This window comes from Pauljensenia sp. 20925_1_34, assembly GCF_041432775.1.
Classification (GTDB): Bacteria; Actinomycetota; Actinomycetes; order Actinomycetales; family Actinomycetaceae; genus Pauljensenia.
The window spans coordinates 83,097-108,294 of sequence record NZ_JAPWAG010000001.1 but is presented as its reverse complement, the minus strand read 5'-3'; the positions used below and the strand labels follow the sequence as shown (position 1 = coordinate 108,294).

Below are 25,198 nucleotides of genomic sequence, written 5' to 3'. Positions count from 1 at the left end.
GCGACGGTTATGCACAGGCGGCCTTAGCGGCGGCGCTTCTCGCGCACGCGCACCGAGATCTGGATGGGCGTGCCGGCGAAGCCGAACGTCTCGCGCAGGCGGCGCTCGATGAAGCGGCGGTAGCCCGGATCCAGGAAGCCCGTCGTGAACAGGACGAAGCGCGGGGGCTTGCTCGATGCCTGCGTGCCGAACAGGATGCGGGGCTGCTTGCCGCCGCGCAGCGGGTGCGGGTGGGCGGCGACGAGCTGACCGAGGAAGGCGTTGAGCTGGCCCGTGGGAATACGCGTCTCCCAGCCCTCCAGGGCGGCGTCCAGGGCGCGCACGATACGGTTCGTGTGCCAGCCGGTCTTGGCCGCCAGGTTGATGCGAGGCGCCCACTGGATCTGCACCAGCTCACGCTCGAGCTCGTTCTTGATCTCCTTCTGGCGTTCCTCGTCCACCAGGTCCCACTTGTTGGTGACGACGACGAGCGCGCGGCCTGCGTCGATGACCTGCTGCACGACGCGCACGTCCTGCTCGGTCAGGGGAGTGGAGCCGTCGATGAGAACCAGCGCGACCTCGGCCTTTTCGATGGCGGCCTGGGTGCGGATCGATGCGTAGTAGTCGGCGCCGGTCGTGCGGTGCATCTTGCGGCGGATACCGGCCGTGTCGACGAACCACCAGGAGCGCCCGTCCAGCTCGATGAGCTCATCGACCGGGTCTCGGGTCGTGCCGGCCAGCTCGTTGACGACAACGCGCTCGCCGCCGGCCAGGGAGTTGAGCAGGGAGGACTTGCCGACGTTGGGGCGGCCGACCAGGGCGACGCGGCGCGGGCCGCCGGTGGGCAGCGCCGAGGCCACGGCGGACTCGGTGGGAAGCACGTCCATGATGACGTCGAGCAAATCGCCGGTGCCGCGGCCGTGCAGCGCGGAGATCGGGTGTGGCTCGCCCAGGCCCAGGCTCCACAGGTAGGCCGCGTCGGCCTCCTGCAGAGGGGAGTCAACCTTGTTGGCGGCCAGGATGATCGGCTTCTTCTTCGAGCGCAGCATCTCGACGATGCGCTCGTCCGAGGCCGTAACACCGACGGTCGCATCGAGAACCAGGACGACGGCGTCGGCCAGGTCAACGGCGATCTCGGCCTGCTCGGCGACCGAGCGATCCAGGCCCTTGACGTCAATTTCCCAGCCGCCGGTGTCCACCAGCGTAAAGTCGCGCCCAGCCCACTCTGCGGGGTAGGACACGCGGTCGCGGGTCACGCCGGGCGTGTCCTGCACGACGGCCTCGCGACGTCCGAGGATGCGGTTGACCAGCGTGGACTTACCGACGTTGGGGCGCCCGACGACGGCGAGGACCGGCAGGCCCGCCGCGACGTTGCCGAAATCGTCGACCTCAACCTCGCCCGACAGCAGCGCGAGATCCTCTTCGTCCAGGTCGAACTGGTCGAGGTTGGCGCGCATGACGCGGGCGCGCGCCGCGGCGTCTTGGTCGGTCAGGTCGATCATCTCGGACGAGGCCGTGGCCTGGTCCGCGGTGTAGGCGTCGGTCGCGTCGTCCCCGAAAGCGGGGGTCGCACCGTGCTGCGTGTCGAAGTCATTCACCCGCCCAGTCTACGGCGTGGCGCGCCGCGCGGGCCGGATGGGGACCCCCGTGGCGCGCCAGCTCACAGGATTGTGCATCCCTACTCGTGGGAGCGCACGTCGTAGGCCAGGACCTCGGCGGCGACGGGCACGTCGTTGTACCGGTGGTGGATACCCTGGATTTCCTGGTACCACTCCGCGCCCTTACCCGTGATGATGACGGTATCGCCGGGGTCGGCGGCCAAGATGGCGCGGCGCACCGCGTCGCGTCGGCAGGTCGTGACCTCGGTGACGTCCTCCATGCCGGGGCGCACGGAGGCGATGCCACGCAGCAGGTAGTCGCGGATGGACTGGGGGTCCTCGGTGCGGGGGTTCTCATCCGTGACCCACAGGACGTCTGCCTCGCGCGCAGCGATCTGCGCCAGGTGCTCACGCTTGGTTGCGTCGCGGTCGCCGTCGGTGCCAAACACGATGACGACCTTGCCGGGGGTCAGCTCGCGAGTCGAGCGCAGCGTCCACTCCAGCGCCTCGGGCGTGTGGGCGTAATCGACGATCACGAGGGGCTGGGCGCCGGGGGTCGGGTTGACCTTTTCCATGCGGCCCGGGATCTGGGGCGCGTCCTCGACGGAGGCGATGACCTCGGACAGGTCGATGCCCAGCGTCACCGCAGACACGATCGCGACGGCCGTGTTTTGAACGTTGACCTCGCCCAGGATCGGCATGGCGACGCGGTGGCCGACGCCGTCGGGATCGACGAGCGTGAACACCGTGCGCCCGATCGACTGGTCGGGGGCGATGTCGCGAACCTGCCAGTCGGCGCTCGTGGTCGACAGGGCGGACACGGTCGTGACCGGGACGGTAGCCTCGGCGGCCAAGCGCTGGCCCCACTTGTCGTCGACGCACACGACGCCGGCGCGGGAGTGCTCGGGCGTGAACAGCAGGGCCTTGGCAGCGAAGTAGTGCTCCATGTCGCCGTAGTAGTCCAGGTGGTCGTGCTGCAGGTTCGTGAAGGCTGCGACGTCGAAGACGACGCCGTCCACGCGGTGCAGGGACAGGGCGTGGGCCGACAGCTCAATGACGCCAGCGCCGCACTCGTACTGCTCGGTGGCCGCCAGGAAGCGGGCGATGACGGGCGCCTCGGCGGTCGTGCGCACCGCCTCGAAAGAAATCGGGCCGACGTGCATCTCCACGGTGCCGCACAGGGAGGCCTGGGGGAAACGCGAAGCGATGGCGGCGCGCATCAGGTACGAGGTCGTCGTCTTGCCGTTCGTGCCGGTCACCGCCATGGTCGTCAGGCGCGAGGCCGGAGCCGAGTAGATGTTCGCGCACAGGGTGGGAACGACGCCACGCGGGTCGGCCACCGTGACGATCGGCGTGCCCAGGCCTCGTTCAACGGCCTGTTCGCGCCCCGCTTCATCCGTGAGGATCACGGTCGCGCCGGCCTCGATGGCCGCGTGGGCGAAACGGATTCCGTGCTGCGTCAGGCCCGGGATGGCCACAAAGATCCAGCCGGCTTCGCAGTCGTCGGAGGACACGGTCACGCCCGAGATCGCCAGGTCGGCGCTGTCGAGCGGCGTGGGGGCGCCGTCCGCGCCGTAGAACCCCTGGACCTCGAGGCCTGCCAGGGCACGCACGAGCGGGATCGGATCGATGGACGGGCGGATATCAATCACTGAGGTCATGTCTCTACTCTAGTTCGTCTACGCGCCCCCGTGTAGCACGCGCATGTTCAGTGACACAGTAGGATAGGAGTCATGCAGATCTTGACACGCAACGAAGCAACACACCGCGCTGCCACCCTCGAGGTGTCCGCCATCGACGTCACCGTTGACGTCACGGACGCCACCGATCCCTCCCAGGCGACCTATCCCGTCACCTCCGTCCTGACTCTCGTGGCCCGCGAAGAACGCACGTTCATCGACATCGCCGGGCAGGTCACCTCCGTCCTGCTCAACGGCGCGGAGCATCCTTTCGAGGACGACGAGGACCGCGTGTGGGTCGAGGGCCTGCCGGTGGGTCAGACCATCACCCTCGAGGTGCGCGCGCTCGCCCACTACTCGCGCAGCGGCGAGGGCCTGCACCGCTACACCGACCCCGAGGACGGCGAGGTCTACCTCTACACCCAGTTCGAGCCCAACGACGCCCACCGCGCATGGCCGTGCATCGACCAGCCCGACGTCAAGCCCGCGTGGACCTTCCACGTCGTCGCGCCCGCCCAGTGGGTCGTCTTCTCCAACGGCGTCGAGGTCGGCGCGCAGCCGGTGGACAACGGCGGCGTTCGCCGCGACTTTTCTGCGACGCCCCCGCTGTCCAGCTACATCACCGCGATCGTCGCTGGCCCCTGGTCCGTCGTCGAGGGCGGCACGTGGAGCGGCGGAGCTAGCGACGGCGGGCACGTCGAGCTGGAGCTGCGCCTGGCGTGCAGGCGTACCCTCGCCCGCTACCTGGACTTCGAGGACGTTTTCGAGGTGACGCGCGCGGGCCTGGACTTCTTCCACGAGCGCTACGGCATCACCTTCCCGTGGGGGTCCTACGACCAGATCTACGTGCCCGAATACAACCTGGGCGCCATGGAGAACCCCGGCTGCATCACCTTCAACGAGGCCTACATCTCCCGTTCGACCCCCACCTTCTCGGAGCGCCAGCGCCGCGCGAACACGACCCTGCACGAGATGTGCCACATGTGGTTCGGCGACCTGGCTACCCCCGCCTGGTGGGACGACCTGTGGCTCAAGGAGTCTTTCGCTGAAAATCAGGGCGCCAGCGCGATCGCGAGCGCGACCCAGTACACGGGGGAGTGGGCGAACTTTGCGATGAACCGCAAGATCTGGGCCTACACGCAGGACCAGATGCCCACGACGCACCCGATTGCCGCCGACATCCCGGACGTGGCCGCCGCCAAGACGAACTTCGACGGCATCACCTACGCCAAGGGCGCCGCGGTCCTCAAGCAGCTGGTCGCATGGGTCGGCGAGGACGCCTTCTACGAGGGCGCACGCCGCTACTTCGACAAGCATCGCTTCGGCGCCACCTCCCTGGGTGATCTGCTCGAGGCGCTTGAGGCGGCCTCGAACCAGGAGCTGGGGTCGTGGAAGGACGCGTGGCTCGACACCCCCGGCCCTTCGACCCTGTCCGCCTCGTGGGTGACCGACCCGGTCGGCGCGATCTCGGACTTCACCCTGCACCAGAGCGGACAGGCCTGCGCCGGCGTGCTGCGTCCCCACCGTGTGACCGTCTCGACGTGGCGCGCGGCGGACGGAGCCTTGGAGCGCACCCACGTCTTCGACGTGCGCATCGACGGCGAGAGCGCACCCATCGATCCCGAGGGCGTGCTCGCCGTGCCCGGAGGCGCCGTCGGCGTCGACCTGGTCGTCATCAACGATGACGACCTGACCTACGCGATTTCGCGCCTCGATGAGCGTTCCACCAACGTCGCGCTGGCCTACGTGGGCACGATCGAGGCGCCCATCACCCGCGCGGTCATCTGGGCCTCCCTGTGGAATGCCGTGCGCGATGGCCTGGCGGACCCGCGCCGCTTCATCGTCGCCGTCCTGGGTGCTGTGCCCGCCGAGACCGAGCCCGCGATCCGCGATCGGCTCCTCCTCTTCGTTGGCGAGGCCATCTCGTCCTTTTTGCCCGGCAGCGCGCGCGCTCAGGTCCACGAGGAGGTTCTGGCCACCACCAGTCGCCTGTCCAAGGAGAGCGCCGAGACCGACGCTGACGCGTGGCGCGCCTACACGCGCGCCTTCATCGCCGAGTTCGCGGCCCGAGGCGGGGACGAGTTCGAAGCCGCCGTGCGCGCTTGTGCGGCGTGCGAGAACCCGGATATCGCCTGGCGTGCACGCCGCGCACTGGCCGCCCGCGGGCTCGCCGACGAGCAGACGATCGCCGCGTGGCGCGACGCCGACGGTTCCGGCGAGGCCGCTCGCATGAGCGCCGAAGCCCTGGCCTCCCTACCCGACGAAGCGGCCCGCTCTCGCGCATGGGAGTCGGTCAACTCCGACACGCTGTCCAACGACTACCTGAGCGCGACCCTCGCCGGCCTGCAGGCCTCCTCCTGGGAGGGCGCCAGCGGCATCCCCGAGGCCGTGGAGCGCTTGCGCAGCTACTGGGAGTCGCACACGATCGGCATGTCGCTGCGCTACGCCGCTGGCGTTCTCGACCTTGGCGTGGACGTCGACCGCGAAGGCAGCGTCGAGGCCAGCGTGCACCTGCTGCGCTCCTGGCTCGCCGCCAACGAGGACGCTCCCGCGCAGCTGCGTCGCATCGTCGTCGAACACCTCGACGACTTCGAGCGCCGCGAGCGCGTCCAGCGCCTCTGGGGAAGCGATCAGTGACGCCTCGTGGGCAGGCCCCGCGCGGGGCGGGGGACACGCCCGAGGCCACCCAGGCCTCGTTCGTGGACCCCGCCGCCTCGATGTCGCTCCTGACGTCCCTCCTGGCCAACCCCCTCGACGCGGGCTACGTGCACTACCGCGCCGAACACGGACCCACCCCCAACAGGTTCATCGGCCGCCTCGGGGTCTTCGTCGTGGCCGTCGCGCTGGGTTTTGGCTCCATCGTGGCCACCGCGTCCCTGCGCACACCGGCCGGGGACGTCAAAGCCGATCTCAAGCACCAGGCGGCGCAGCGCTCGGAGCAGGTGGCCAGTCTGGACGAGGAGGTCCAATCCCTGGGCCGTGCGATCGACCTATACTCGCGCTCGGACACCGTGACCGACACTGACCACGCGCTGGCGTTGGCCAGTGCGACCGTCCCTGTGTCCGGGCCAGGGATTACCGTCACCCTGACGGACCGCGCCACCCCTGGCAAGGGCAGCGGCGCCGTGCGCGACCAGGACCTGGCCATGGTTGTCAACGCGCTGTGGGGGGCTGGCGCCGAGGCGATCTCAATTAACGGCCAGCGCATCGGCCCCGCCACCTTCGTGCGCACCGCGGGCACGGTCATCCTGGTCAACATCACGCCCGTGTCCTCGCCCTACGTTGTCAGCGCGATTGGGGACTCGAACGCCCTGTCCGTCGCGCTCGTGCGTGGCAACACGGGCGACTACCTCTCCGCCGCACAGTCGATGACCGGCATGACCGTCTCCACGAAGGTCGCGCCCTCCCTGTCGATGGACGCCCTGGCCCCAACCAGCTCCCAATACGCCACTGCCATCACTGCCACGAACGAAGGAGGCACGTCGTGATTGCCGTTATCGGCCTGATCATCGGAATCGTCCTGGGGGTCCTGCTCGACCCGACCGTTCCCGCGTGGCTGGCCCCCTTCCTACCCGTCGCCGTCGTCGCCGGGCTCGACGCGCTCTTTGGCGCCGGGCGCGCCTGGCTCGAAGGCAAGTTCGCCGACCGTGTCTTCGTGACCTCTTTCTTCTGGAACGTGGTCGTCGCCTGCCTGCTCGTCTTCCTCGGCTCGCAGCTGGGCGTGGGCTCGGCCATGACGACCGCCGTCGTCGTGGTCCTGGGAATCCGCATCTTCTCCAACACAGCATCCATCCGTCGACTGCTGCTGAAGGCCTGACATGAGCGATCAGACACCCCCTACGGGCGCAGCAACAGAGGCTGAGCCGACCAAGCGTGCCGGTCAGGGCGCACCCACACGGGCCGCTCACCGCGAGGCGCACAGCGGGCCTCGGCTCTGGGCGCGCGCCCGGGGAGCTTTCTTCGCGCTTCCCCGTGGCCTGCACGTCGTTATTCTCATCATCTTCATGATCCTGGGATTCGCCCTGGCCACGCAGGTGCGCGCCCAGCGCTCCGATCCTCTCGAAGGGCTCTCCGAACAGGACCTCGTGACCCTGCTCGACGAGCTGGGAACCCAGGAACAGAACCTGAGGGGCCGGCGCGGCGAGCTCTCCGAGGAACTGGCTAACCTGCAAAGCGCCGCCAGCGAGGCCGACGCGCGCGAGCAGGCCTCGGCCAAGGCCGCCCTGCAAGCGCAGATCGCCGCCGGCACGGTCGCGGTTCACGGCCCCGGGGTGAGCGTGACGGTCGTGGATCCGGGCTCGAACCTGAGCCCCACCCAGTTCGTGATGACGCTGGGGGAGCTGCGCAACGCCGGGGCCGAAGCCATCGACTTGAACGGCGTGCGGCTCACGACCCGCTCGGCGTTCACGGGCCAGGCCGGAGCGATCGTGGTTGACGGCATCCCCATCTCGGCGCCCTACACGTGGACCGTCATCGGCGACTCCCAGACCATCTCCACGGCTCTGGAAATTCAGGCCGGCTCGGCCTCACAGATGCGTGCCAAGGGAGCCACCGTCACGATCAGCCAGACGGACGACGTGACTATCAACTCCCTCGCCACCCCGCGTCCCGCACAATACGCGACCTACGAATAAACGACCGGGACTTATAATGAAGTGGGAGGTCGCCGTGCCCGCGCCTGCGGCATGGTGAACGTTTACACTTATATGACAGTCCCGTTATGAGATCTTTTGGAGCGCACTATGTCTGACAACCAGCCTTTCGACCCCACAGCAACGTCCGTTTTCGGCGTGATGCCTTTCACGGATGACGTTGAGGAGGCTCCGGTTGCCCTGTCTGCTCGCGACCGTGAGGCTGTCGAGGCTCTGCCCGCTGGCTCGGCCCTGCTGATCGTTCAGCGCGGCCCCAACACCGGAGCTCGTTTCCTCCTGGATCCCGAGGTGACCAACGCGGGTCGCTCGCCCAGGGCCGACATTTTCCTGGACGACGTCACCGTCTCGCGTAAGCACTGCCAGTTCATCGCCGCAAACGGTGGCCACATCGTGCGCGACTCCGGTTCGCTCAACGGCACGTACGTCAACCGTGAGCGCGTCGACTCCGTCCAGCTGCGCGCGGGCGATGAGGTTCAGATCGGCAAGTACCGCCTGACCTACCAGCCGTCGACCAAGCAGGCCTGACGTGACGGGATCGGCTGCTCGTATCCGCGACGCGCGCCCGCAATCGGGCGCGACGTCGTGGCCTCACGACGCCGATCACTGCCCCGAGCTGTCGATTGGGCGCGTCGTTGAGGAACTGAAGGAAGAGTTCCCGGCGATTTCCCTGTCGAAGATCCGCTACCTGGAGAGCGAGGGGCTCGTGAACCCCGCGCGCACGGGGGCGGGCTACCGCAAGTATTCCGCGGCGGACGTGGCGCGCCTGCGCTACGTCCTGGCGGAGCAGCGTGATTCTTTCACGCCGCTAAGTGTGATTCGCTCGCAGCTGGATGCCCTCGACGCGGGGCACACGCCCTCGCGCCGCCGTGTCGCCCAGATGGTGTCCTCCGAGGGGCAGACCGTGTCTCTGGGTGGTCGCCGGGCGATTCCCGCTTCCGATCTGGCCGACCTGACGGGCGTGGACAACGACGCGCTCGAACGCTACTCCCGCTTGGGCCTCATCACGCCGGACATGGCGGGATACTTCCCGGCGCGCTGCGTGCAGGCGGTGTCTGCCATCGCGCGCTTGGAGTGCGCAGGCGTCGACGTGCGCGTCCTGCGCGCGGTACGTCAGGGCGCAGAACGCAGCGCGGATATCATTGATCAGACGGTGTCCTCCCAGAGGGGACGAGGCCGTGGCGCGGACCGTGAGAGGGCGCGCGCACGCGCGGTCGAGCTGGGCGAACTGTTCGCCGAGCTGCATCGAGACCTGCTGACGGTGGCCATTTCGGCACTGTCCGACGAGGGAGTCTAACCCTCATCTTCAACCTGAGGGTTGGACGCGCCGGGGCGGTCGTTGACCACCTGGCATTAGTGCTCTAACGTAGTCCTGTTTTCATCCCACACAATCGTCAAGGAGCCCCACAGTGAGCGCAGAAGCCAACGCCGCATCTCGGCAAGGCATGCTTTTCGGCGACCCGCTTGAGGGCATCGAAACAGACGAGGTCGGCTATCGCGGACCTATCGCGTGTAGCGCCGCTGGCATTACGTATCGCCAGCTCGATTACTGGGCGCGCACGGGGCTTTTGCAGCCGTCGATCCGCGCCGCGCGCGGATCGGGCTCCCAGCGCCTGTACTCCTTCCGGGACATTCTGGTCCTCAAGGTCGTCAAGAAGCTGCTCGACGCGGGCGTGTCCCTCCAGCAGGTGCGCGTGGCCGTCGGCTCGCTGCAAAACAGGGGAGTGGATGACCTGGCGTCGATCACCCTCATGAGCGACGGGGCCTCCGTCTACGAGTGCACCTCCACCGATGAGGTCATCGATCTTCTACAGGGCGGTCAGGGCGTCTTCGGCATCGCCGTGGGCCGCGTGTGGCGCGAAGTTGAGTGTTCCCTCGCCGAGCTGCCGCTCGAGCGTCCCGATGATCGCTCCTACGTCGACGATCTGGCTGTTCGTCGCCACGTCAAGCGCACCGCCTCCTAAAACCTACGCCACTCATGCCCGAGCCGCACGGCTCGGGCATGATGCTATCAGCGACGGGTCTCATCAGGCTTCTCGCGATGTTTGGCGCCAGCGATTCCGTGAGTGATCAGGACATCGCTCACCCCGAAAGCACCTAAGGCTGTGGGCCAGGCGCTACGCCTGGCCCACAGCCTTATCGTCATCAAGGTGGGGGAGAGGTCCCTTACTTGCGGCCGAGCGGACGGCGGATCCTGTACGCGGTGTCCAGGTCAGTGATCTCGACGGTGACCATGCCGTTCTCGTCAACGATGTAGGACTCCTCGATGAGCGGACCCTCTTCCGTACGCACGACCGGCACAGACGCCAGGTCGACGTCGCTGCGGCGCAGGTTCTGGTCGAAGGGGAAGATGATCTCACCGTAGGGCTGCAGGTCGCCGCGAGGAACCCAGGACTCATCGAAGGACGAGTACTCGACGAAACGGAAGTAGCCGATGTTGTGGGCGGCGCGGTAGCAGCGCTTGATCGTCAGGGTCTCACCCGGAGCCAGCTCGGTGTTGGGCTCGAGCAGCGTGTCGAAGGAGATGAACGAACCGGCATCGCGCTCACGGAAAACGCCGACGCCGCGCGAGAGCTGCTCGCGCACCGTGTACGCGGCCTCCGGGTCAGCTCCGATGGCCAGGCCAATCGCGGTCGAGGCAGCCGTATGGGGCGAGCGGTGCACGCGTCGGCCGAAGCGGGCGCGCAGAATACGGGCGACGAGGGGAAGCTGCGAGCCGCCACCCACGACGTACAGGCCCGCGATATCGCCGCCGAGCTGTCCGACGCCGGAAGCGCCCGGCACGAGCAGGGGCTCCATGGCGTCCATGGTGGCGTTGACGAGAGCCGTTGCGTCCTCGTAGAACTCGGCAACGGTGATCGTCGTGGGCTCGCCGTCGACGGGCACGGTGATGAACTTCGTGGAGGGAGTCAGCGCCTCCTTAGCGCTGCGAGCGTCCTCGATGAGGCGCTCCCAGGCCTCGTCGCCGAGCAGACCAGAGTCGGTGCCAGCCGCCGCCGCGAGGCGGGTCGCAAGGATCACGTCGAAGTCGTCGCCGCCGACCAGGTTCAGGCCGCGCGAACCCAGGACCTCGTGCAGCGTGCCCGTCGCGGAGACGATCGATGCATCGAACGTGCCGCCGCCCAGGTCGTAGACGAGGATCGCCGTGCGCTTGGAGTTCAGGGTGCCCGCGTGGCGGTGCGTGTACTCAAAACCTGCGGCAGAGGGCTCGTTGACCATCGCCAGGACATCCCAGCCCGCGCGGCGGAAGGCCTCCAGGGTCAGGAATCGCTGTGCGGACCACGCGTGCGCGGGAATGCCGACGAGGGCCTCGAGCTTTTCGGAAGCGGGGAGGGAAGCCACGGAGGAGTTCGTGCGCAGCTGGTGGGCGACGTAGGTCAGGAAGCCGGTCAGAGCGTCGAGTACGGAGATGCTGTGGTTTCCCAGGCGCAGCGTGGACGTGTCGGTCACCGAAGGATCCGACAACAGCCGCTTGAAGGAGCGCAGGTGGGGAGCGCCCTCACGTGCCGCGTCCTCGGCGTCAAAGCCGTAGATCAGGCGGTCGCCGTCCAGGGCGAGGACCGACGGAATGAAGTCGACGGTGTCCTCTCGATTGTTGACGAAGGAGACGATTGGATAGTTCCCCCGATCAACAATAGCGATCGCGGTTGTGGTGGTGCCAAAATCTACTCCAAGTCTCATAGCACCAACCCTATCGCGCATTTCCCGCCACTCCTAGGACGTCTCGCCGGTGCTTCGCACGTTTTTCAGTAATGTCCGACGAATAAGTGTGACAGAGAGCCATGCCACCAGGAAATACGTGATTCCAGCAATGGCATCAACCACATAATGGTTACCTGTTGCGACAATTGTCACGATGGTCAGAGTTGGATGGAGGGCTAGTGTGAGACGCGCCCACCATGAGCGCCAGACGTACGTTCCGAGCATGACGGCGACCCACACCGACCATCCCGTATGCATGGAGGGCATGGCTCCGTAGGGGTTGGCGAGGGTTCCAAACAGCTGGGAATAGGCGGAGGTGTGCTGTGCGACGGCGTCGGTGATGCCGAGGCCTGGGACGAGGCGCGGGGGAGCGAGTGGGTACGTCCAGTAGGTAACGAGCGCACCAGCCGTCATGATGACGAGCGTCCAGCGCGCCCGCGCGTAGTACTGGGGCGATTTGATCCACAGCGCGAGCAGGGCGAGGCCGGTAAACAGCAGGAAAGTTGCCGCGTACTGCATGGAGGCCAGTGACGCGAGCGTCGGATGGGTGGCCAGCCACGCATTGACGGACGGCTCGAAGTGGAAGCCGAGGCTGCGCTCGACAGTCACAACGTCATGCGCGTGGCCGATGGCAACCGTTTCGCTGGCGCGCGCCAGGAAGGACAGGATCGAGTAAGACAGGCAGGCGAGGCCCAGGACGACGACCTCGCGAATCGGGTGTCTCGTCTGGCGCTGTGTCGGATGGTCCGTTGTCATGGTCGTAACTGTAGCGCGTGGTCGGGGGCCCGCCAGGGGAGCAAAACGGACATAATGTACATTATCGGATCGAAGTGGTGTCCTGAGAAGGGGCCGAGCATCGCTCCGCTTGACGCGTCCGATAGAATGGATGCGTTTCTTATCTACGTCCAGGAGGCTGTTATGGCAGACCGCGCACTGCGTGGCATGCAGATCGGCGCCAAGTCCCTCGAATCCGAGGACGGCGTCGTTTTTGCCGATCGTTTCAACGTTCGTTACGCGTGCCCCAACGGACACGAGTTTGAGGTCACCCTCTCCAGCGAAGCCACCGCCCCGGCGACCTGGGAATGCAAGTGCGGCCAGACCGCCGAGCTGATTGGCGAGACCGAGGAGGACGAGGACAACAAGCCCGTCAAGCCTCAGCGCACGCACTGGGACATGCTGCTGGAGCGCCGCTCCATTGAGGAGCTCGAGGTCGTCCTGACCGAGCAGCTCACCGCCTACCGCGAGGGCCGTCTGCGCCCCGAGGGTTCCTACCGCAAGGGCTAACCCCTGCGAAACGGCGCGCACGCGGCCTGGGCCAGACGGCTCAGGCCGCCTTTTGTGACCATTGCCAGCTCCTCGACGAAAATCGACGAGTCGAGCTTGGATTCTCCCGCCAGGCGCTCATCGAAAGTAATGGGCACCTCGGCGATGGTTGCGCCCAGGCTGCGCTCCAGCTCGGTCATCTCCACCTGGAAGCCAAAGCCGGTGGTCGCCACCTTGCCGAGCACGCCGCGAGTGGCCAGGAAGGACGCGCGGTGAACCCGCAGCCCCGCCGTTGCGTCGCGCACGGGGGTCCCCAGACAAAAACGGACATAATAATTGCCCGCCTTTGACAGGGCGACGCGCTTGGCGGACCAGCCGTTGACCTGCCCGCCGCGCACCCAGCGCGACCCGATGACGAGATCGGGCTGATCGGGCCCACCCATGCGGGCCAGCAGCTTGGGCAGGTCGACCGGGCGGTGCGAGCCGTCGGCGTCCATCTGCACGATAAACGGGTAGCCGTGGTCGATGCCCCAGCCCATGCCGTCGACGTACGCGGTCGCAAGGCCGGACTTGGCGGCGCGATGCAGGACGAACAGACGTTCCTCGCCCGCGCGGCGCTGGTCGACCCACTCCCCCGTCCCATCCGGCGAGGAATCATCCACGATGAGGATGTGCGCGGCCGGGACGTGTGCCCAGATCTGCTCCAGGATCGTCGGCAGCGTCGCCATCTCGTTGTAGGTGGGGATCACGATCAGGGTGTGGTCGCCCTGAGGCGAGGGAGCAAGACGCTGCGCGGTAGTCATGAGTCACATTCTGCCTCTTTTAACGAGTGGTCGCACGTGCTGCACGCTCCGCGACGCGCCAGCGGATCGCCGTGACCGTGCCCGCCAGGCCGATCACGAGGCTGAGCCCCATACATGCCAGGGGAATCCGCTCCCCCGCCCGAGCGGTCAGCGTCAGCGACGAGCGCAGCGGCACATCGGCCACCAAGGTAGCCACGGACTCGGTATCCGTGGACGCGAGCACGGAGCCGTCGGGACGAATCACGTAGGAGTGTCCGGTCGTGGAGGACTGGACGGCACTGCGCGAATACTCCATCGCACGCATGCGCAGGAGCTGTCCCTGCTGGGCGGACTCGCCCGAGGATCGGAAGTGATAGTTGTTCGACGGCGTCACGATCATCTGCCCGCCGGCGGCCACGCCCTCACCGATCACCGAGGGGTAGGCACCCTCAAAGCAAATGCCCACGGCCACGGGCACGAGGCGCCCGTCGCGGGCGGGGACGCTCATGAGCGGGATTTCGTCACCGGCCTCCATGTCCTTGGCGGCCTGAGCCGCTTGGGTGGCAAAGGAAGAGACGAGCTCGCGGAAGGGAATGAACTCGCCGAAAGGCACGGGCACGTGCTTGGAATAGCGCGCCTGCTCGTCCACGCCGACGCCCGGGCGCCACAGGGCCAGCCAGTTCTTGACCCGATCGCGCTCGTTCAGGTTCGTGTAGCCGATGAGGATGGGCGCATCCAGGGCGACCGAGGCCTCGTCAACGAGAGCACCAATGTCGCCGAACAGGACCGGGTCTCGGTCCACCGAGCCCTCGCCCCACAGGGCCACGTCGATCGGCTTGTCGACGAGCGCGGGATCGGCCGCGAGCGTCCGGGAGGCGCGCAGGTTGTTGCCCGTCACCTCACCCGGATGACTGTACGCCCGCGTCCCGGGCAACGCGATGTCGCCCTGAACGACGCCGACGCGCAGGGTTCCTTCTTCGGCCTTGTTCGACAGGGGGATCGCCAGGGGCGCGATGACCCCCGCCAACACGAGGATCGCCAGGAGGGGCCGAGAGAACCAGTGTTCACGGCGCACAGCAGCGTCGCGATAGGCGAACATGCGCCGCGTGAGCACCGCCAGGAACACGACCGCGGCCGTCACGACGGTCGTGCCGCCGTAGGGAGCCAGGTGCCCGAGCGGAGAATCGACCTGCGGCAGCGCGACGGAACCCCAGGGGAAGCCCGACCACGGCCAGCGTGAACGCGCGGCGTCCACGCCCGCCCACGTGATCGCGTACAGGAGAGCCTGCATGAGAGGGCCGCGCGCCCAGGACCACAGCTGCGTCCAGCGCGTGAAGAGCACCCAGCCGCACAGGAACAGCGTCTGTGCCAGGGCCAGCACGAACCACGCCGGCTTCATGCCCACGGCCATGGGAACCCAGTCGATGAGGGGAAGCCACATGCTCATGCCGAAGCACATCGTCACGGTCAGCGCACGAGGAGCCCGGGCCTCGTCAATGCGTGAGATGAACAAGGCCAGCGCGGGGATCGTCATCCACCACCAGCCCAGTGGCGGAAAGGCGGAGTACAGGGCTAGGCCAGCGGAGGCCCCAATCAACGCGTCTCCGCACACGTGCGCGAGAGACACTCGCTGCAAGACCTCCCGATACCCCATGCGTACCTCCCTGGACAGTTAGATGGTGGACCAGGCCACAATACCCCGACCGATGCGGTCCTTGGCGGCCTCGGCCCGACGAGCGAGATCACTCGTGGGCGCGGCGGAGGCAATCTGACCGAGGCAGTCCATCACCTGACGCATCCAGCGCACAAAGTCACCGGCCTGGATATCCGCCCCGTCGATCGCGGTGGCCAGTGTCGATCCGTGCGCCCACGCCAGGGTCGCAGACATGAGGCCCGCGTCTAGGGAGGGCGTGGGATCACACCCGCACTGCTTCTCCACACGGTGCACCCGCGCGAGGGTGCCCACGCACTCCTCCCACGCCGTGCGCAGGCGAATACCCACGCCGGTGGGCGCCAGCTCGTTGGCGTCGTCGTCGCTGCGCGAATCGTAGACCAGGGCCGAGACCATCGAGGCCAGCTCGGCCTCGTCTAGGTCGTTCCACGCGCCCTCGTTGATCGACATGGCGATCACCAGGTCACGCTCGCCGAAAATGCGACGCAACCTCTCCCCCGACGCTGTCACCCGGTCGCCGTCCAGAAAACCGAGGCGCTCCAGCACCGCGCACACGCGGTCGAAGTGGGCGGCGACCGATCCGGTCTGGGAATCGATGGAGCGGCGCAGGGCCTCGATCTCACGGCTGATCCGGGCCCACTGGGCGCCGGCGCGCGCGTGGTTCTCGCGGTGGGGGCACCGATGCACCGGGTGAGCGCGCATCGCTGCGCGCAGCTCCCCGATCGTGTCCGATTGCTCCTCGGCGCCTTCGGGCAGCGGGAAGCGGCCTTTCGCGCTGCCAGAGCGCAGTTCACCAGCGATGCGCGTGCGTTCCTTCGTGCGGCGCAGCGCCGAGCCGCCGGGAATCGCCATGTGGCCCACGACCGCGATGCCGCCGCGCACATCCTCGGGGGCCAGCGCCCGCCACGTGGCGTCCTCGGAGATGACCGAGACCTCGACTCGTCCCGAGGCCGTGGTGGCCTTCGCCCCGACGACGCACAGGCGCAGCTTGCGTCCGCGTGTCAGTGCCAGGACGTCGCCCGTGCGCACCTGCGACAGGACCCGTCGCGACTCCTCGCGGGTCTCGCGCTTACGGGCGCGCGCACCCGACTTTTCCGCCTGGCCGATACGATCGCGCAGCATGAGGTACTCGCCGACGTCGCCCGACGAACAGGTCAGATCGTCGCCGGCCAGGCGCTGCGCAGCCTCGAGCTCGCTCAGGCGCGTGGCGAGGGTGACCACGGCGGAGTCGGCCTGGAACTGCGCGAAGGAAGACTCGAGGACCTTGCGGGTCTGCGTGCGCGTGGAGCGGGCCAGCAGGTTGACGACCATGTTGTAGGTCGGCGTGAAGGCGGAGATGAGCGGATAGGTGCGCTTGGACGCCAGGGCAGCGACCTCCTCGGGCGCCACTCCCCCGCGGTGGGAGACCACCGCGTGACCCTCCGTGTCGATGCCGCGACGCCCCGCGCGCCCCGACAGCTGCGTGTATTCGCCGGCCGAGAGCGAGACGTGGGCCGAGCCGTTCCACTTGGTCAGCGACTCGATGACGACGGTGCGCGCGGGCATGTTGATGCCCAGCGCCAGCGTCTCGGTCGCGTACACCATCTTCACCAGGCCCTCGGAAAACAGATGCTCAACGGCCTCCTTCATGAGGGGCAGCATGCCCGCGTGGTGGGCGGCGATGCCACGCATCAGCCCGTGCTTCCACGCGTCAACCCCGAGCACGACCGCATCCTCGGGGGCGATCAGCGCGATGACCTCGTCGACGTAGCGCTCGATTGCGGCCGCCTCCGAGCGCGTCGTGAGCGTGATGCGGGTGAGCAGCACCTGGCGCACGGCGTCCTCGCACCCGGCGCGCGAAAAGATAAACGTGATCGCCGGGAGCAGGTGGGCCCGATCCAGCGAGATGAGCGTGGAGGGACGCGACTCGCGGCGCACGCGCACGGGTCGGTTCCACGAGCGCGAGCCGCGCCCACCCCGCATCCCCGAGTCGTTCGTGGCGGCCACCAGCTCGGGGTTCAGCTTGCGCTTGCCGGTGGGCGCGTACAGGTCGAAGATCTCCTCCCCCACGATCATGTGCTGGTAGAGGGGAACCGGACGGCGCTCGGAGACGATGATCTCGCACGAGGAGCGAACCTCGCGGATCCACGCGCCAAACTCCTCGGCGTTGGACACGGTCGCCGACAGAGCGATGATCGACACGTGAGCGGGCAGGTGGATGATCACTTCCTCCCACACGGGCCCGCGCATCTTATCGGCCAGATAGTGCACCTCGTCCAGGACGACGACTCCCAAGTCATCCAGGGACACACCGGCGTAGATCATGTTGCGCGCCACCTCGGTCGTCATGACGACGACGGGGGCCTTGGGGTTAATCGACGTGTCGCCGGTGGCCAGGCCGACGTTGTCCGCCCCGTAGAGCTCGCACAGCTCCAGGTATTTCTGGTTCGACAGCGCCTTAATGGGCGTCGTGTAGAAGGCGCGCATGCCGCGCTCAAGCGCCACGTAGGCACCGAATTGGCCGACGATCGTCTTGCCCGCGCCCGTGGGCGCCGCGACCAGGACGGAGTTGCCGGCCTCGACGGCGTCGAGCGCGTCGATCTGGAAGGGGTCGGGGGTAAAGCTCAGCCCCGCGACCCAGCGTCCGCGCAGGGACGAGGCCGCCCGCGCGTGTTCCCGGAAGGCCGCGTATCGCTGGGCGGCACTACCCTCGCCCACGCTCGTGCGTTCCTGGGAAGCCGAGGGGTCGGTGACGCGCTCGCGGTGTCGGCGTCGTTTCGGGCTCACGGTTGATCCTCCTGGGTCCATACGGCCACGATGGCGCGTGCGCGCTGCCCCGCCTCGGCTCGCCGATCGGGCGAGACGTCGCGCAGGTGGGCGGCGATGTCGGTGAGCAGGCTCAGCCCCCACTCCTCGTTCCACACGGGCAAGGTGATGCGCGCTCCCCCGTCCTCAAGCTCCCCATCGATGTGCCCGCCGTACTCGTCGGCGATCCACCGAGCGGGCCGGTCGACGTCGAGGGTCCACGTGGGCGCGTCGTCGCGTACGCGGCGCGGTTCCTGCACGCGCGCGCCGACCACGCCAAGGTTCGACATCGAGGAGAGCGCGAAGGTACGCGGTCCCTGCGCCGCCGTGCACCACCCGCGCAGCAGCCAGCCGGTCGCGCTCGCGTCCAACGACCACGGATCGACGACGCGGTGCGAGGACTGTCCGCGCGAGGACACGTAGTCGAAAGACACACGCTGCTTGCGTGCCAGGGCGTCGCGCAGCGCCTCCACGGGAAGCGACGAGGCCAGGGCTGGGGAGGCATCGATGCCTCCTTGGGCGTCGGCATCCCCGAGCCCACCCAGGGCGGAGACGACGAGGGCGGCATGGGGCAGGTGAGCGGCCACGTCCGGCGCTAGGAACGGGGCAATCGCCGACAGCCCGATCAGCAAGGCCTGTGCCTCCACCTCCGACAAGCGCAGGGGTGCGCCCGCACCCAGCGTCGCGCGCAGCGACACGCGCGACTCCTCCTCGAAGAGCGCCCAGTCCACCTCGAAGGATTGCCCCGGCAGGGAATCGCCCACCGACGCCAAGTACTCGATGTCGCGGCGCACCTGGCGGCGCGTGCGACCAAAGTGCGAGCAAATCTCATCGACGTGCACGCCCGGATGGTCGGCGATCCACGCGACCATCGAGGAGAGACGGACAAAGGCCAGGGACACGTTCTCAGGCATCGTGTCCTCCCCACGCACCAGCGATGCGCAGACGCTCCAGCATCGCGTCGCGCAGAGTCGGGGGAGCCACGACGACGACGTCGGCGGCCAGCGGCAGCAAACGCGCAATCCACGTTCCCACTTCGCCATCCTCCAACGCCATAGACTCCCAGCCCTGCCGCGCGGCCCACTCATCACCGGGCTGCGCCAAGGCCTCGTACCCGAGCAGGAGAGCGCGCGCCGCGCTGTCGCAGCGGACCTCAACGAGCGGCGACACCAACGAGGACACCCGCGGGACAGCGCTGCTCGGCGCGACCGACGCATCGCCGGCCTCCCCCAGGAACTCCACCTGCGAACGCACGCGCGAGACACGGAACGTGCGCTCGGCCTCACGATCCAAGTCCCAGCCCCACAGGTACAGCGCACGCCCCTGGACGGTCAGCGCCCACGGCTCGACCGCGCGCAACGTCAACTCCCCCGACCCCGGATACTCAAAGCTGACGACGCGGCGCTCGCGGATCGCACGCGCAAACGACGTCGCAGCCTCCAGGCCAGAGAGCCCCAGGCGAATGACCGGCGCAGAGATATCCTCCTCGGACGCAGCCGCCGCCTTGGCGTCGATCGAATCAGCCAGGACATCGTTGCGGTCCCACGCGCGCGCCGCCAGCGAGAGCAGCACGCGATCCACGCTGGTGACCTCGATGTCCGGGGCGAAAGAATCCCTGTCGATGGCGTAGCGTTCGCTGCGCCCCACGCTCAGGTGAACGCCGGCGTCGCGCAGCGCATCCTTGTCGCGCTGAAACTGGGTCTCAAAGGCCTCGTCGGCGAGGCCTCGGTAACCGGGAAGAGAGCGCAACTGCGCCTTGGTGCGTCCCGGCCGCGCGCCCAGGAGCTCGACGAAAAGCTCAAGGACGCGCACGTTGGCGGAAGGGGCGGTACTCACCCGCCTACCCTACGTCCAAACGCGCGCGTCCCTGTCGCGGCTCACCGTCAGGAAGCAGAGGACTGTGCCTCGCCCTGCGTCACGTAGTCATTCGTCGCGATCATTGCGGGATCCACGCTGCCCTCAAGCTCGCCGAGCGTGCCCAGGAAGGTGACCATCTGAGCCCACTTGTTCAGGTCCTGCGCGCCGCTCGCCTGACCACTCTCGCCCACCCACAGCGGCACGGTCGCGGCCAGCACCGCGTTCGCGGCCGCCAGCGAGTCCTCGCTCACCAGCGAGTCATCCCACTTCTTCGTGGCGTCGATGGCGATCTGCGGGTCCGCGGCGATCGCGTTCATGGCATCGGTCGTGGCCTTGACGACGGCGCGCGCCTGCTCCGGATGCTCCTCGGCCCACTTGTGCGTCGTAATAATCGAAGCGCTCACGAGCGGCGTCGAGGGATCCAACGCAATCTCGCGAATCTCCAGGCCAGCCAGGCGCATCTGCACCGCGTCATTGTTGGTGAAACCGACAACCGCGTCGACCTGGCCCGAGGCGATCGCTGCCTGCTGCGTGTAGCCGATCGGCGCAATCGTCACGTCGGCCTCGGCCAGGCCCGCGCTCTGCATGGCCGATCGGGTCGCGTAGTAGTTCGCGCCGTGCTCACCGGGGATGCCAACCGTCTTGCCCTTCAGGTCAGCCAGCGTCGTGATATCCGAACTCTCGGGCACGATAACCGTGCCCGGGTAGGTGGCGTAGTACTGGCCGATCGAGACGATGTCCAGGCCCTGCGAGGCGGCCACCGCGGCCTCGTCACCGGAGGCGATCACGACGTCTTCCTCCCCGGCCAGCAGCGCCGTAAAGAAGCCCTCGTGCGAACCGTGGTGACGGATGGTGGCGCTGATGCCCGCGTCGTTGTATGTGCCCTGCGCATCGGCTACGTACACGGGCGCGAACTGGACATTCGGGATGTAGGTCAGGCCGATCGTGACGTGAGAGCCGTCCTTGGAACCCGACTGGGTGGCTGCCCCGCCGGCGCAGGCCGTCAGGGCCAGCGAGGCGCACGCGCCGAGCGCGAGGACGCGAAGAGACTGGGACACGTTCATGGGATTCTCCTTCACTGCGTGATGTCGTAACGCTTGGACCGTTCAACCCTGTACACGATCGTGTACAACAGCGTCGCCATCGTGCACAAAATGATGATGATGACGAACATGCCGGCGGTGTCGACGTTGTTTCTCATTTGAGTGAGTACCTGCCCGAGCCCGGTTCCGCCCATGACCATCTCCCCCACGACGGCGCCGGTGACGGACAACGCGAAGCCATTGCGCAGGCCGCCCAAAATGGCGGGCGCGGCGAGGGGAAGCTCCATGTGCCAGGCCATCGTCCACCCGGTGGCCCCATCCAGGGAGGCGGCCTCCAGCAGGTCACGATCGATGTGACGCAGGCCGACGACCGTGGAGACGAGGATTGGGAAAAAGACTATGAGGGCGCACAGGACCACGATGGCGACGAAGCCGTAGCCAACCCACAGGACCAGGATGGGAGCGATAGCGATAGCGGGCAACGCCTGCGTCGCACCGAGGAAAGGCTCGACCGCGGCGGCCAGCAGGCGCGATCGGTAGATCGCGTAGGCCGATGGAAGCGCGACGCTTGAGCCAAGCAGGCACCCTGCGACGGCCTCGGCGCCTGTGATCCGCACCCTCTCCCACGTCGTCGGCAGTCCGAGAAGCACCTGTGCTTTGGAGACGACGGACTGGGGGTTTGGCAGACGCCAGGCTTCGATGCCGGTCAGCGTCGTCGAGAGCCACCACCCCGCCAGCAACAGGGCGAGGAAAATGATCGGTGCTGCCACGGCGAGAGTGCCGCGGGGCTTGTTCCGAGATGCCACGACGAACTTTCCGACACCGGGGTACGCGCAGCACAGTAGGCGCACGGGTGCGCCTCATGCACTCCTCCCATCCGGACTGTAACCGTCGGTGCCGGAATTTCACCGGCTCAGCCACCCTCGTTCTGTGAGGGCGGGTCGCGGACTATCACCGCCGGTTCGGACTTTCACCGACCCCGGAGTACTCGCCGCCCATTGTGCCACGTGGGCTCTGTGGGTGCGACACGTGTTCGCGGATTAAGAACGGGACGAGGCCGTGGCCTCGTCCCGCTCGCGTGTAGCGCTGTGCGCTCAGTGCGTGTGCGCGTTGGCAAGCTCGCGCAAGATCTCGACTTCGCGGTGGGCGTCTTCGGCGCGGAAGACGGCCGAGCCCGCCACGAAGTTGTCGGCGCCAGCCATTGCAGCGCGCTCGATGGTCGAGCGAGAAATACCGCCGTCGACCTGAATCGACACCTCGAGTCCCGCGGCGTTGATGGCTGCGCGCGTACGCTCGATCTTGGGGATCATCTGCTCGATAAAGGACTGGCCTCCAAAGCCCGGCTCGACCGTCATAATGAGGATCATGTCGAACTCGTTGAGGATGTCAACGAAGGGAGCGATGTCCGTCGCGGGCTTGAGTGCCAGGCCCGCGCGCGCACCCAGGCGATGCAGCTCGCGCGCCAGGCGCAGCGGCGCGGCCGCGGCCTCGGCGTGGAAGGTCACCGAGTGACAGCCCACCTCCGCGTACTGCGGCGCCCAGCGGTCCGGGTCCTCGATCATGAGGTGGGCGTCCACCGGTAGGATTCCGGACGTGACGACGGCCTCGGCGACGGGCAGGCCCCACGACAGGTTGGGGACGAAATGGTTGTCCATGACATCGACGTGGGCGACGTCGGCGCCGGCAATCTTGGTGAGCTCTCCGCGCAGGTCAGCGATGTCGCAGTTCAGGATCGACGGGCTAATTGTGGCGTTCATAACGGATATGCTAACGCTTGCGCAGGCACGCCACAAACATAAGATCGGTGCCCACGCGGTGGTCCCACAGCTGTAGCGTGCGTCCCTGCGTCCCTGTCAGACGCCCCGCGGTGTCGGGAATCTCCAGTGGGAAGGGCGCGCACTCGTCGGCCAGGGCAACGGTGTCAAGAAGCTCCACCTCGCCTATGTCCAGGAGGCGTCGCACCTGGTCGCGCGTCTCGGCCGCGTGCGGGGAACAGGTGATATAGGTCAGGACACCGCCGGGGCGGGTCAGCGCGACCGCGCGGTCCAGCAGCTGCGCCTGCAACGAGGTGAGCTCCTCGAGGTCGCCGGGCGTACGGTTCCAGCGCGACTCGGGGCGCCTGCGCATCGAGCCCATACCCGAGCAGGGGGCGTCGACGACAACACGGTCGAAGGATGCCAGGGGCCACGCGGTGCCTCCCCCGCCAAAGGTGCGCCCGTCGCCGCTGACGACCTCGATGGAGTCGTATTGGCGGGTCGTGCGCTCGATGAGACGCGCGCGATGCGGGTGCACCTCGTTGGCGGTCACGCGCGCCCCGCACTCGGCGGCCAGGCCGGCGAGCATCGCCGCCTTACCGCCCGGGCCCGCGCACATGTCGAGCCAGCGCGCGTCCTCTCCCCCGTCCAGGGGTGCGTGGGCGGCGATGAGGGCGGCCAGCTGGGAGCCCTCATCCTGGGCGCCCGAGCGCCCGTCGCGGATGGAGGGCAAACGTGCGGGGTCGCCCGACTCCAGCAGGACAGCGCGCGGGGAGACGGCTCCGAGGGCGACGCGGGTGTCGAGAATATCCTCGGCCTCGTCTGCCAGCTCGTCGACGCTCATCAGGCCCGGGCGCGCCACGAGGGTGACCGTGGGGACCTCGTTGTCGGCTGCGAGGACATCCTCGAGCTCCTCGGCGGAGTAGCCGTGCGCCTCCAGGGCCTGGCGGAATGCGCGAACCATCCACGCGGGGTGCGAGTAGCGCACACCCAAGGCCTCGTCCGGGTCCTCAATCTCGTTCATCGCGGCCTCGCGTTCGGCGTCCTCCTCGCGGGTGATGGAGCGCAGGACGGCGTTGACGAAGCGAACTGGGCCGTCGGTCAGGTGCTCGCGTGCCACGTCCACCGTCGCCGAGACGGCTGCGTGGTCGGGGACGCGCATGTCGAGGAGCTGGTGGGCGCCCATGCGAAGGATGACAAGAGCGCGCGGATCGAGATCAGCAAGTGGACGATCGATGTGGCGCGAGATCACCCAGTCAAGACGGCCGATCGCGCGCAGCGTGCCGTGGACCAGCTCGGAGGTGAAGGCGGCGTCTCGGTCGTTGAAGTGGCCCTCCCTGCGGGCCTGACGCAGCGCCTTGGGCAAGATGATGTTCGCGAAGGCGCCCTGGGTGGCCACCTCGTGCAGCACCTCGTAGGCGATGCGGCGGGGTTCGTCGGCCGGGCGCAGCTTGCGGTAGCCGTCAGAGTATCGGCGCTCGCTCATCGTTCTTCCTCCGTCTGTCCGCCGAGGCGCACCTCGGCGTCGGGCCGCGCGCCCCTGGCCCACGCTGCGGCGTCCATCCAGGACTTACCCGCGGGCGCGACCTGGCCGAGAATCAGCGCGCCCGACGCGCAGCCGACGCTCACCTGCTTCTTGGTGACCTCCAGCTGGCCGGGCTCCAGGTCGTCGCGCTGCACGGGGGTCGCGACGCCGAGCTTCATGCGCGCCCCACCGGGCAGCACCGTGTACGCACCAGGATTGGGCGTCACCGAACGAATAACGCGGTCCTCGGTCGCGGCATCGTGCGTGAAGGACACGTAGCCGTCCGCGTGCGCCAGGCGACGGGCATGGGTCACGCCCTCAGCGGCCTGCGGGGTTGCGTGGGCGGAGTCTGCCTCAAGCGCATCGACGACGCCGAGAACCTGCCCTGCCCCGGCCTCGGCCATCGATTCGAGCAGCTCACCGGCGCTCTCGTGGCCGATTGCGACCTCGACGCGCGAGTACACGTCGCCCGTGTCGAGGCCCTCTTCCAGGTTGAACACGCACGAGGCCGTGGTGGGGTCGCCCTCTCGAATCGCCCACTGGACGGGGGCGGCACCGCGCCAGCGCGGCAGGTCGGAAAAGTGCAGGTTGACCCACCCGTGGGTGGGCATGGCCAAAACGGAGGGAGGAACCAGGCCGCCATAGGCGACGACGACGCCCAGATCGGCGCCCACAGCCTCGATGCGCTGCCCGATCGCGGAATCCTTCAGCGAGGTCGTCTCCAGGAGGTCAACGCCCGCCTGCGCAGCCACCTCGGCGACCGGGGACGAGTACATCGTCTTACCGCGCCCGCGTCGAGCCGGCGGTCGGGTGATGACCAGGGCGACCTCGTGGGAGGAAGAGAGCAGGGCACGCAGCGTCGGGACTGCGGCATCGGGGGTTCCAGCGAAAATAATGCGCACGAGCGCCAG

General features: G+C 67.9%; 22 protein-coding genes and 1 riboswitch. Of the genes, 8 read left to right on the top strand and 14 right to left on the bottom strand.

Features of this window, described 5'->3' with window-relative positions:
* Window positions 1-23 precede the first annotated feature (23 nt).
* The gene (gene der / locus O3669_RS00500) at window positions 24-1,577 is read right to left on the bottom strand and encodes a ribosome biogenesis GTPase Der (protein ID WP_295917274.1); all 1,554 of its coding nucleotides are present in this window, start codon (window positions 1,575-1,577) and stop codon (window positions 24-26) included.
* Window positions 1,578-1,657: 80 nt separating this feature from the next.
* Entirely contained in the window at window positions 1,658-3,238 is a 1,581-nt protein-coding gene (locus O3669_RS00495) for a UDP-N-acetylmuramoyl-L-alanyl-D-glutamate--2,6-diaminopimelate ligase (protein WP_371523215.1), read from the bottom strand.
* A 72-nt stretch (window positions 3,239-3,310) separates the two neighbouring features.
* On the opposite strand from O3669_RS00495, the gene pepN reads away from it, so the two are divergent.
* The 7 genes from pepN (at window position 3,311) to O3669_RS00460 (ending at window position 9,869) form a co-directional block, all read left to right on the top strand.
* Window positions 3,311-5,893 carry an aminopeptidase N gene (gene pepN / locus O3669_RS00490; RefSeq protein ID WP_371523214.1) on the top strand — a complete coding sequence of 861 codons (2,583 nt, stop codon included), beginning with the start codon at window positions 3,311-3,313 and terminating at the stop codon, window positions 5,891-5,893.
* Entirely contained in the window at window positions 5,890-6,744 is an 855-nt protein-coding gene (locus tag O3669_RS00485) for a DUF881 domain-containing protein (RefSeq protein WP_295917280.1), read from the top strand. The genes pepN and O3669_RS00485 overlap by 4 nt, the downstream gene beginning before the upstream one ends.
* Window positions 6,741-7,073: a small basic family protein gene (locus tag O3669_RS00480; protein WP_291451627.1), complete on the top strand. Its 333-nt coding sequence runs from the start codon at window positions 6,741-6,743 to the stop codon at window positions 7,071-7,073. The genes O3669_RS00485 and O3669_RS00480 overlap by 4 nt, the downstream gene beginning before the upstream one ends.
* A gap of 1 nt (window position 7,074) precedes the next feature.
* Window positions 7,075-7,890, top strand: coding sequence for a DUF881 domain-containing protein (locus tag O3669_RS00475; protein ID WP_371523213.1), 816 nt, complete (start codon window positions 7,075-7,077; stop codon window positions 7,888-7,890).
* Between the two features lie 108 nt (window positions 7,891-7,998).
* Window positions 7,999-8,433, top strand: coding sequence for an FHA domain-containing protein (locus tag O3669_RS00470; RefSeq protein ID WP_295917288.1), 435 nt, complete (start codon window positions 7,999-8,001; stop codon window positions 8,431-8,433).
* A 1-nt stretch (window position 8,434) separates the two neighbouring features.
* Complete coding sequence (locus O3669_RS00465) at window positions 8,435-9,202, top strand: MerR family transcriptional regulator (RefSeq protein ID WP_295917292.1); 768 nt, start codon at window positions 8,435-8,437, stop codon at window positions 9,200-9,202.
* Window positions 9,203-9,314: 112 nt separating this feature from the next.
* Window positions 9,315-9,869, top strand: a complete 555-nt coding sequence (locus O3669_RS00460) for a MerR family transcriptional regulator (RefSeq protein ID WP_295917295.1) — start codon at window positions 9,315-9,317, stop codon at window positions 9,867-9,869.
* A 202-nt stretch (window positions 9,870-10,071) separates the two neighbouring features.
* On the opposite strand, the gene O3669_RS00455 is transcribed toward O3669_RS00460, so the two are convergent.
* Together O3669_RS00455 and O3669_RS00450 are read right to left on the bottom strand one after the other, a co-directional pair.
* Entirely contained in the window at window positions 10,072-11,586 is a 1,515-nt protein-coding gene (locus tag O3669_RS00455) for an Hsp70 family protein (protein ID WP_371523211.1), read from the bottom strand.
* A 33-nt stretch (window positions 11,587-11,619) separates the two neighbouring features.
* Entirely contained in the window at window positions 11,620-12,363 is a 744-nt protein-coding gene (locus O3669_RS00450) for a phosphatase PAP2 family protein (RefSeq protein WP_371523210.1), read from the bottom strand.
* 162 nt (window positions 12,364-12,525) lie between these two features.
* Between O3669_RS00450 and O3669_RS00445 the strand changes: the two genes are divergently transcribed.
* Window positions 12,526-12,891 (top strand): RNA polymerase-binding protein RbpA, encoded by a 366-nt coding sequence (locus O3669_RS00445; RefSeq protein WP_295917300.1) that lies wholly within the window; start codon window positions 12,526-12,528, stop codon window positions 12,889-12,891.
* On the opposite strand, the gene O3669_RS00440 is transcribed toward O3669_RS00445, so the two are convergent.
* From O3669_RS00440 to O3669_RS00395, 10 genes are all read right to left on the bottom strand, one after another.
* The gene (locus tag O3669_RS00440; protein WP_295917302.1) at window positions 12,888-13,673 is read right to left on the bottom strand and encodes a polyprenol monophosphomannose synthase; all 786 of its coding nucleotides are present in this window, start codon (window positions 13,671-13,673) and stop codon (window positions 12,888-12,890) included. The two genes, O3669_RS00445 and O3669_RS00440, sit on opposite strands and share 4 nt — an antisense overlap.
* Before the next feature lie 19 nt (window positions 13,674-13,692).
* Window positions 13,693-15,306: an apolipoprotein N-acyltransferase gene (gene lnt, locus O3669_RS00435; RefSeq protein WP_315281733.1), complete on the bottom strand. Its 1,614-nt coding sequence runs from the start codon at window positions 15,304-15,306 to the stop codon at window positions 13,693-13,695.
* A gap of 18 nt (window positions 15,307-15,324) precedes the next feature.
* Window positions 15,325-18,090 (bottom strand): DEAD/DEAH box helicase, encoded by a 2,766-nt coding sequence (locus O3669_RS00430; RefSeq protein WP_371523208.1) that lies wholly within the window; start codon window positions 18,088-18,090, stop codon window positions 15,325-15,327.
* Window positions 18,087-19,022, bottom strand: coding sequence for a helix-turn-helix transcriptional regulator (locus tag O3669_RS00425; RefSeq protein WP_371523206.1), 936 nt, complete (start codon window positions 19,020-19,022; stop codon window positions 18,087-18,089). The genes O3669_RS00430 and O3669_RS00425 overlap by 4 nt, the downstream gene beginning before the upstream one ends.
* Entirely contained in the window at window positions 19,015-19,944 is a 930-nt protein-coding gene (locus O3669_RS00420; protein WP_295966147.1) for a YafY family protein, read from the bottom strand. Before O3669_RS00420 ends, O3669_RS00425 begins: the two co-directional genes overlap by 8 nt.
* 47 nt (window positions 19,945-19,991) lie before the next feature.
* A complete protein-coding gene (locus O3669_RS00415; protein ID WP_371523204.1) occupies window positions 19,992-21,029 on the bottom strand; it encodes an ABC transporter substrate-binding protein in 1,038 nt (345 codons plus the stop codon).
* An 11-nt stretch (window positions 21,030-21,040) separates the two neighbouring features.
* The gene (locus O3669_RS00410) at window positions 21,041-21,814 is read right to left on the bottom strand and encodes an ABC transporter permease (protein ID WP_371523203.1); all 774 of its coding nucleotides are present in this window, start codon (window positions 21,812-21,814) and stop codon (window positions 21,041-21,043) included.
* A 55-nt stretch (window positions 21,815-21,869) separates the two neighbouring features.
* A riboswitch (FMN riboswitch) is annotated at window positions 21,870-21,999 on the bottom strand.
* 103 nt (window positions 22,000-22,102) lie between these two features.
* The gene (gene rpe / locus O3669_RS00405; RefSeq protein WP_315281742.1) at window positions 22,103-22,765 is read right to left on the bottom strand and encodes a ribulose-phosphate 3-epimerase; all 663 of its coding nucleotides are present in this window, start codon (window positions 22,763-22,765) and stop codon (window positions 22,103-22,105) included.
* 10 nt (window positions 22,766-22,775) lie between these two features.
* Entirely contained in the window at window positions 22,776-24,248 is a 1,473-nt protein-coding gene (locus O3669_RS00400; RefSeq protein WP_371523202.1) for a transcription antitermination factor NusB, read from the bottom strand.
* Window positions 24,245-25,189: a methionyl-tRNA formyltransferase gene (locus tag O3669_RS00395; protein WP_371523201.1), complete on the bottom strand. Its 945-nt coding sequence runs from the start codon at window positions 25,187-25,189 to the stop codon at window positions 24,245-24,247. The genes O3669_RS00400 and O3669_RS00395 overlap by 4 nt, the downstream gene beginning before the upstream one ends.
* Window positions 25,190-25,198 lie beyond the last annotated feature (9 nt).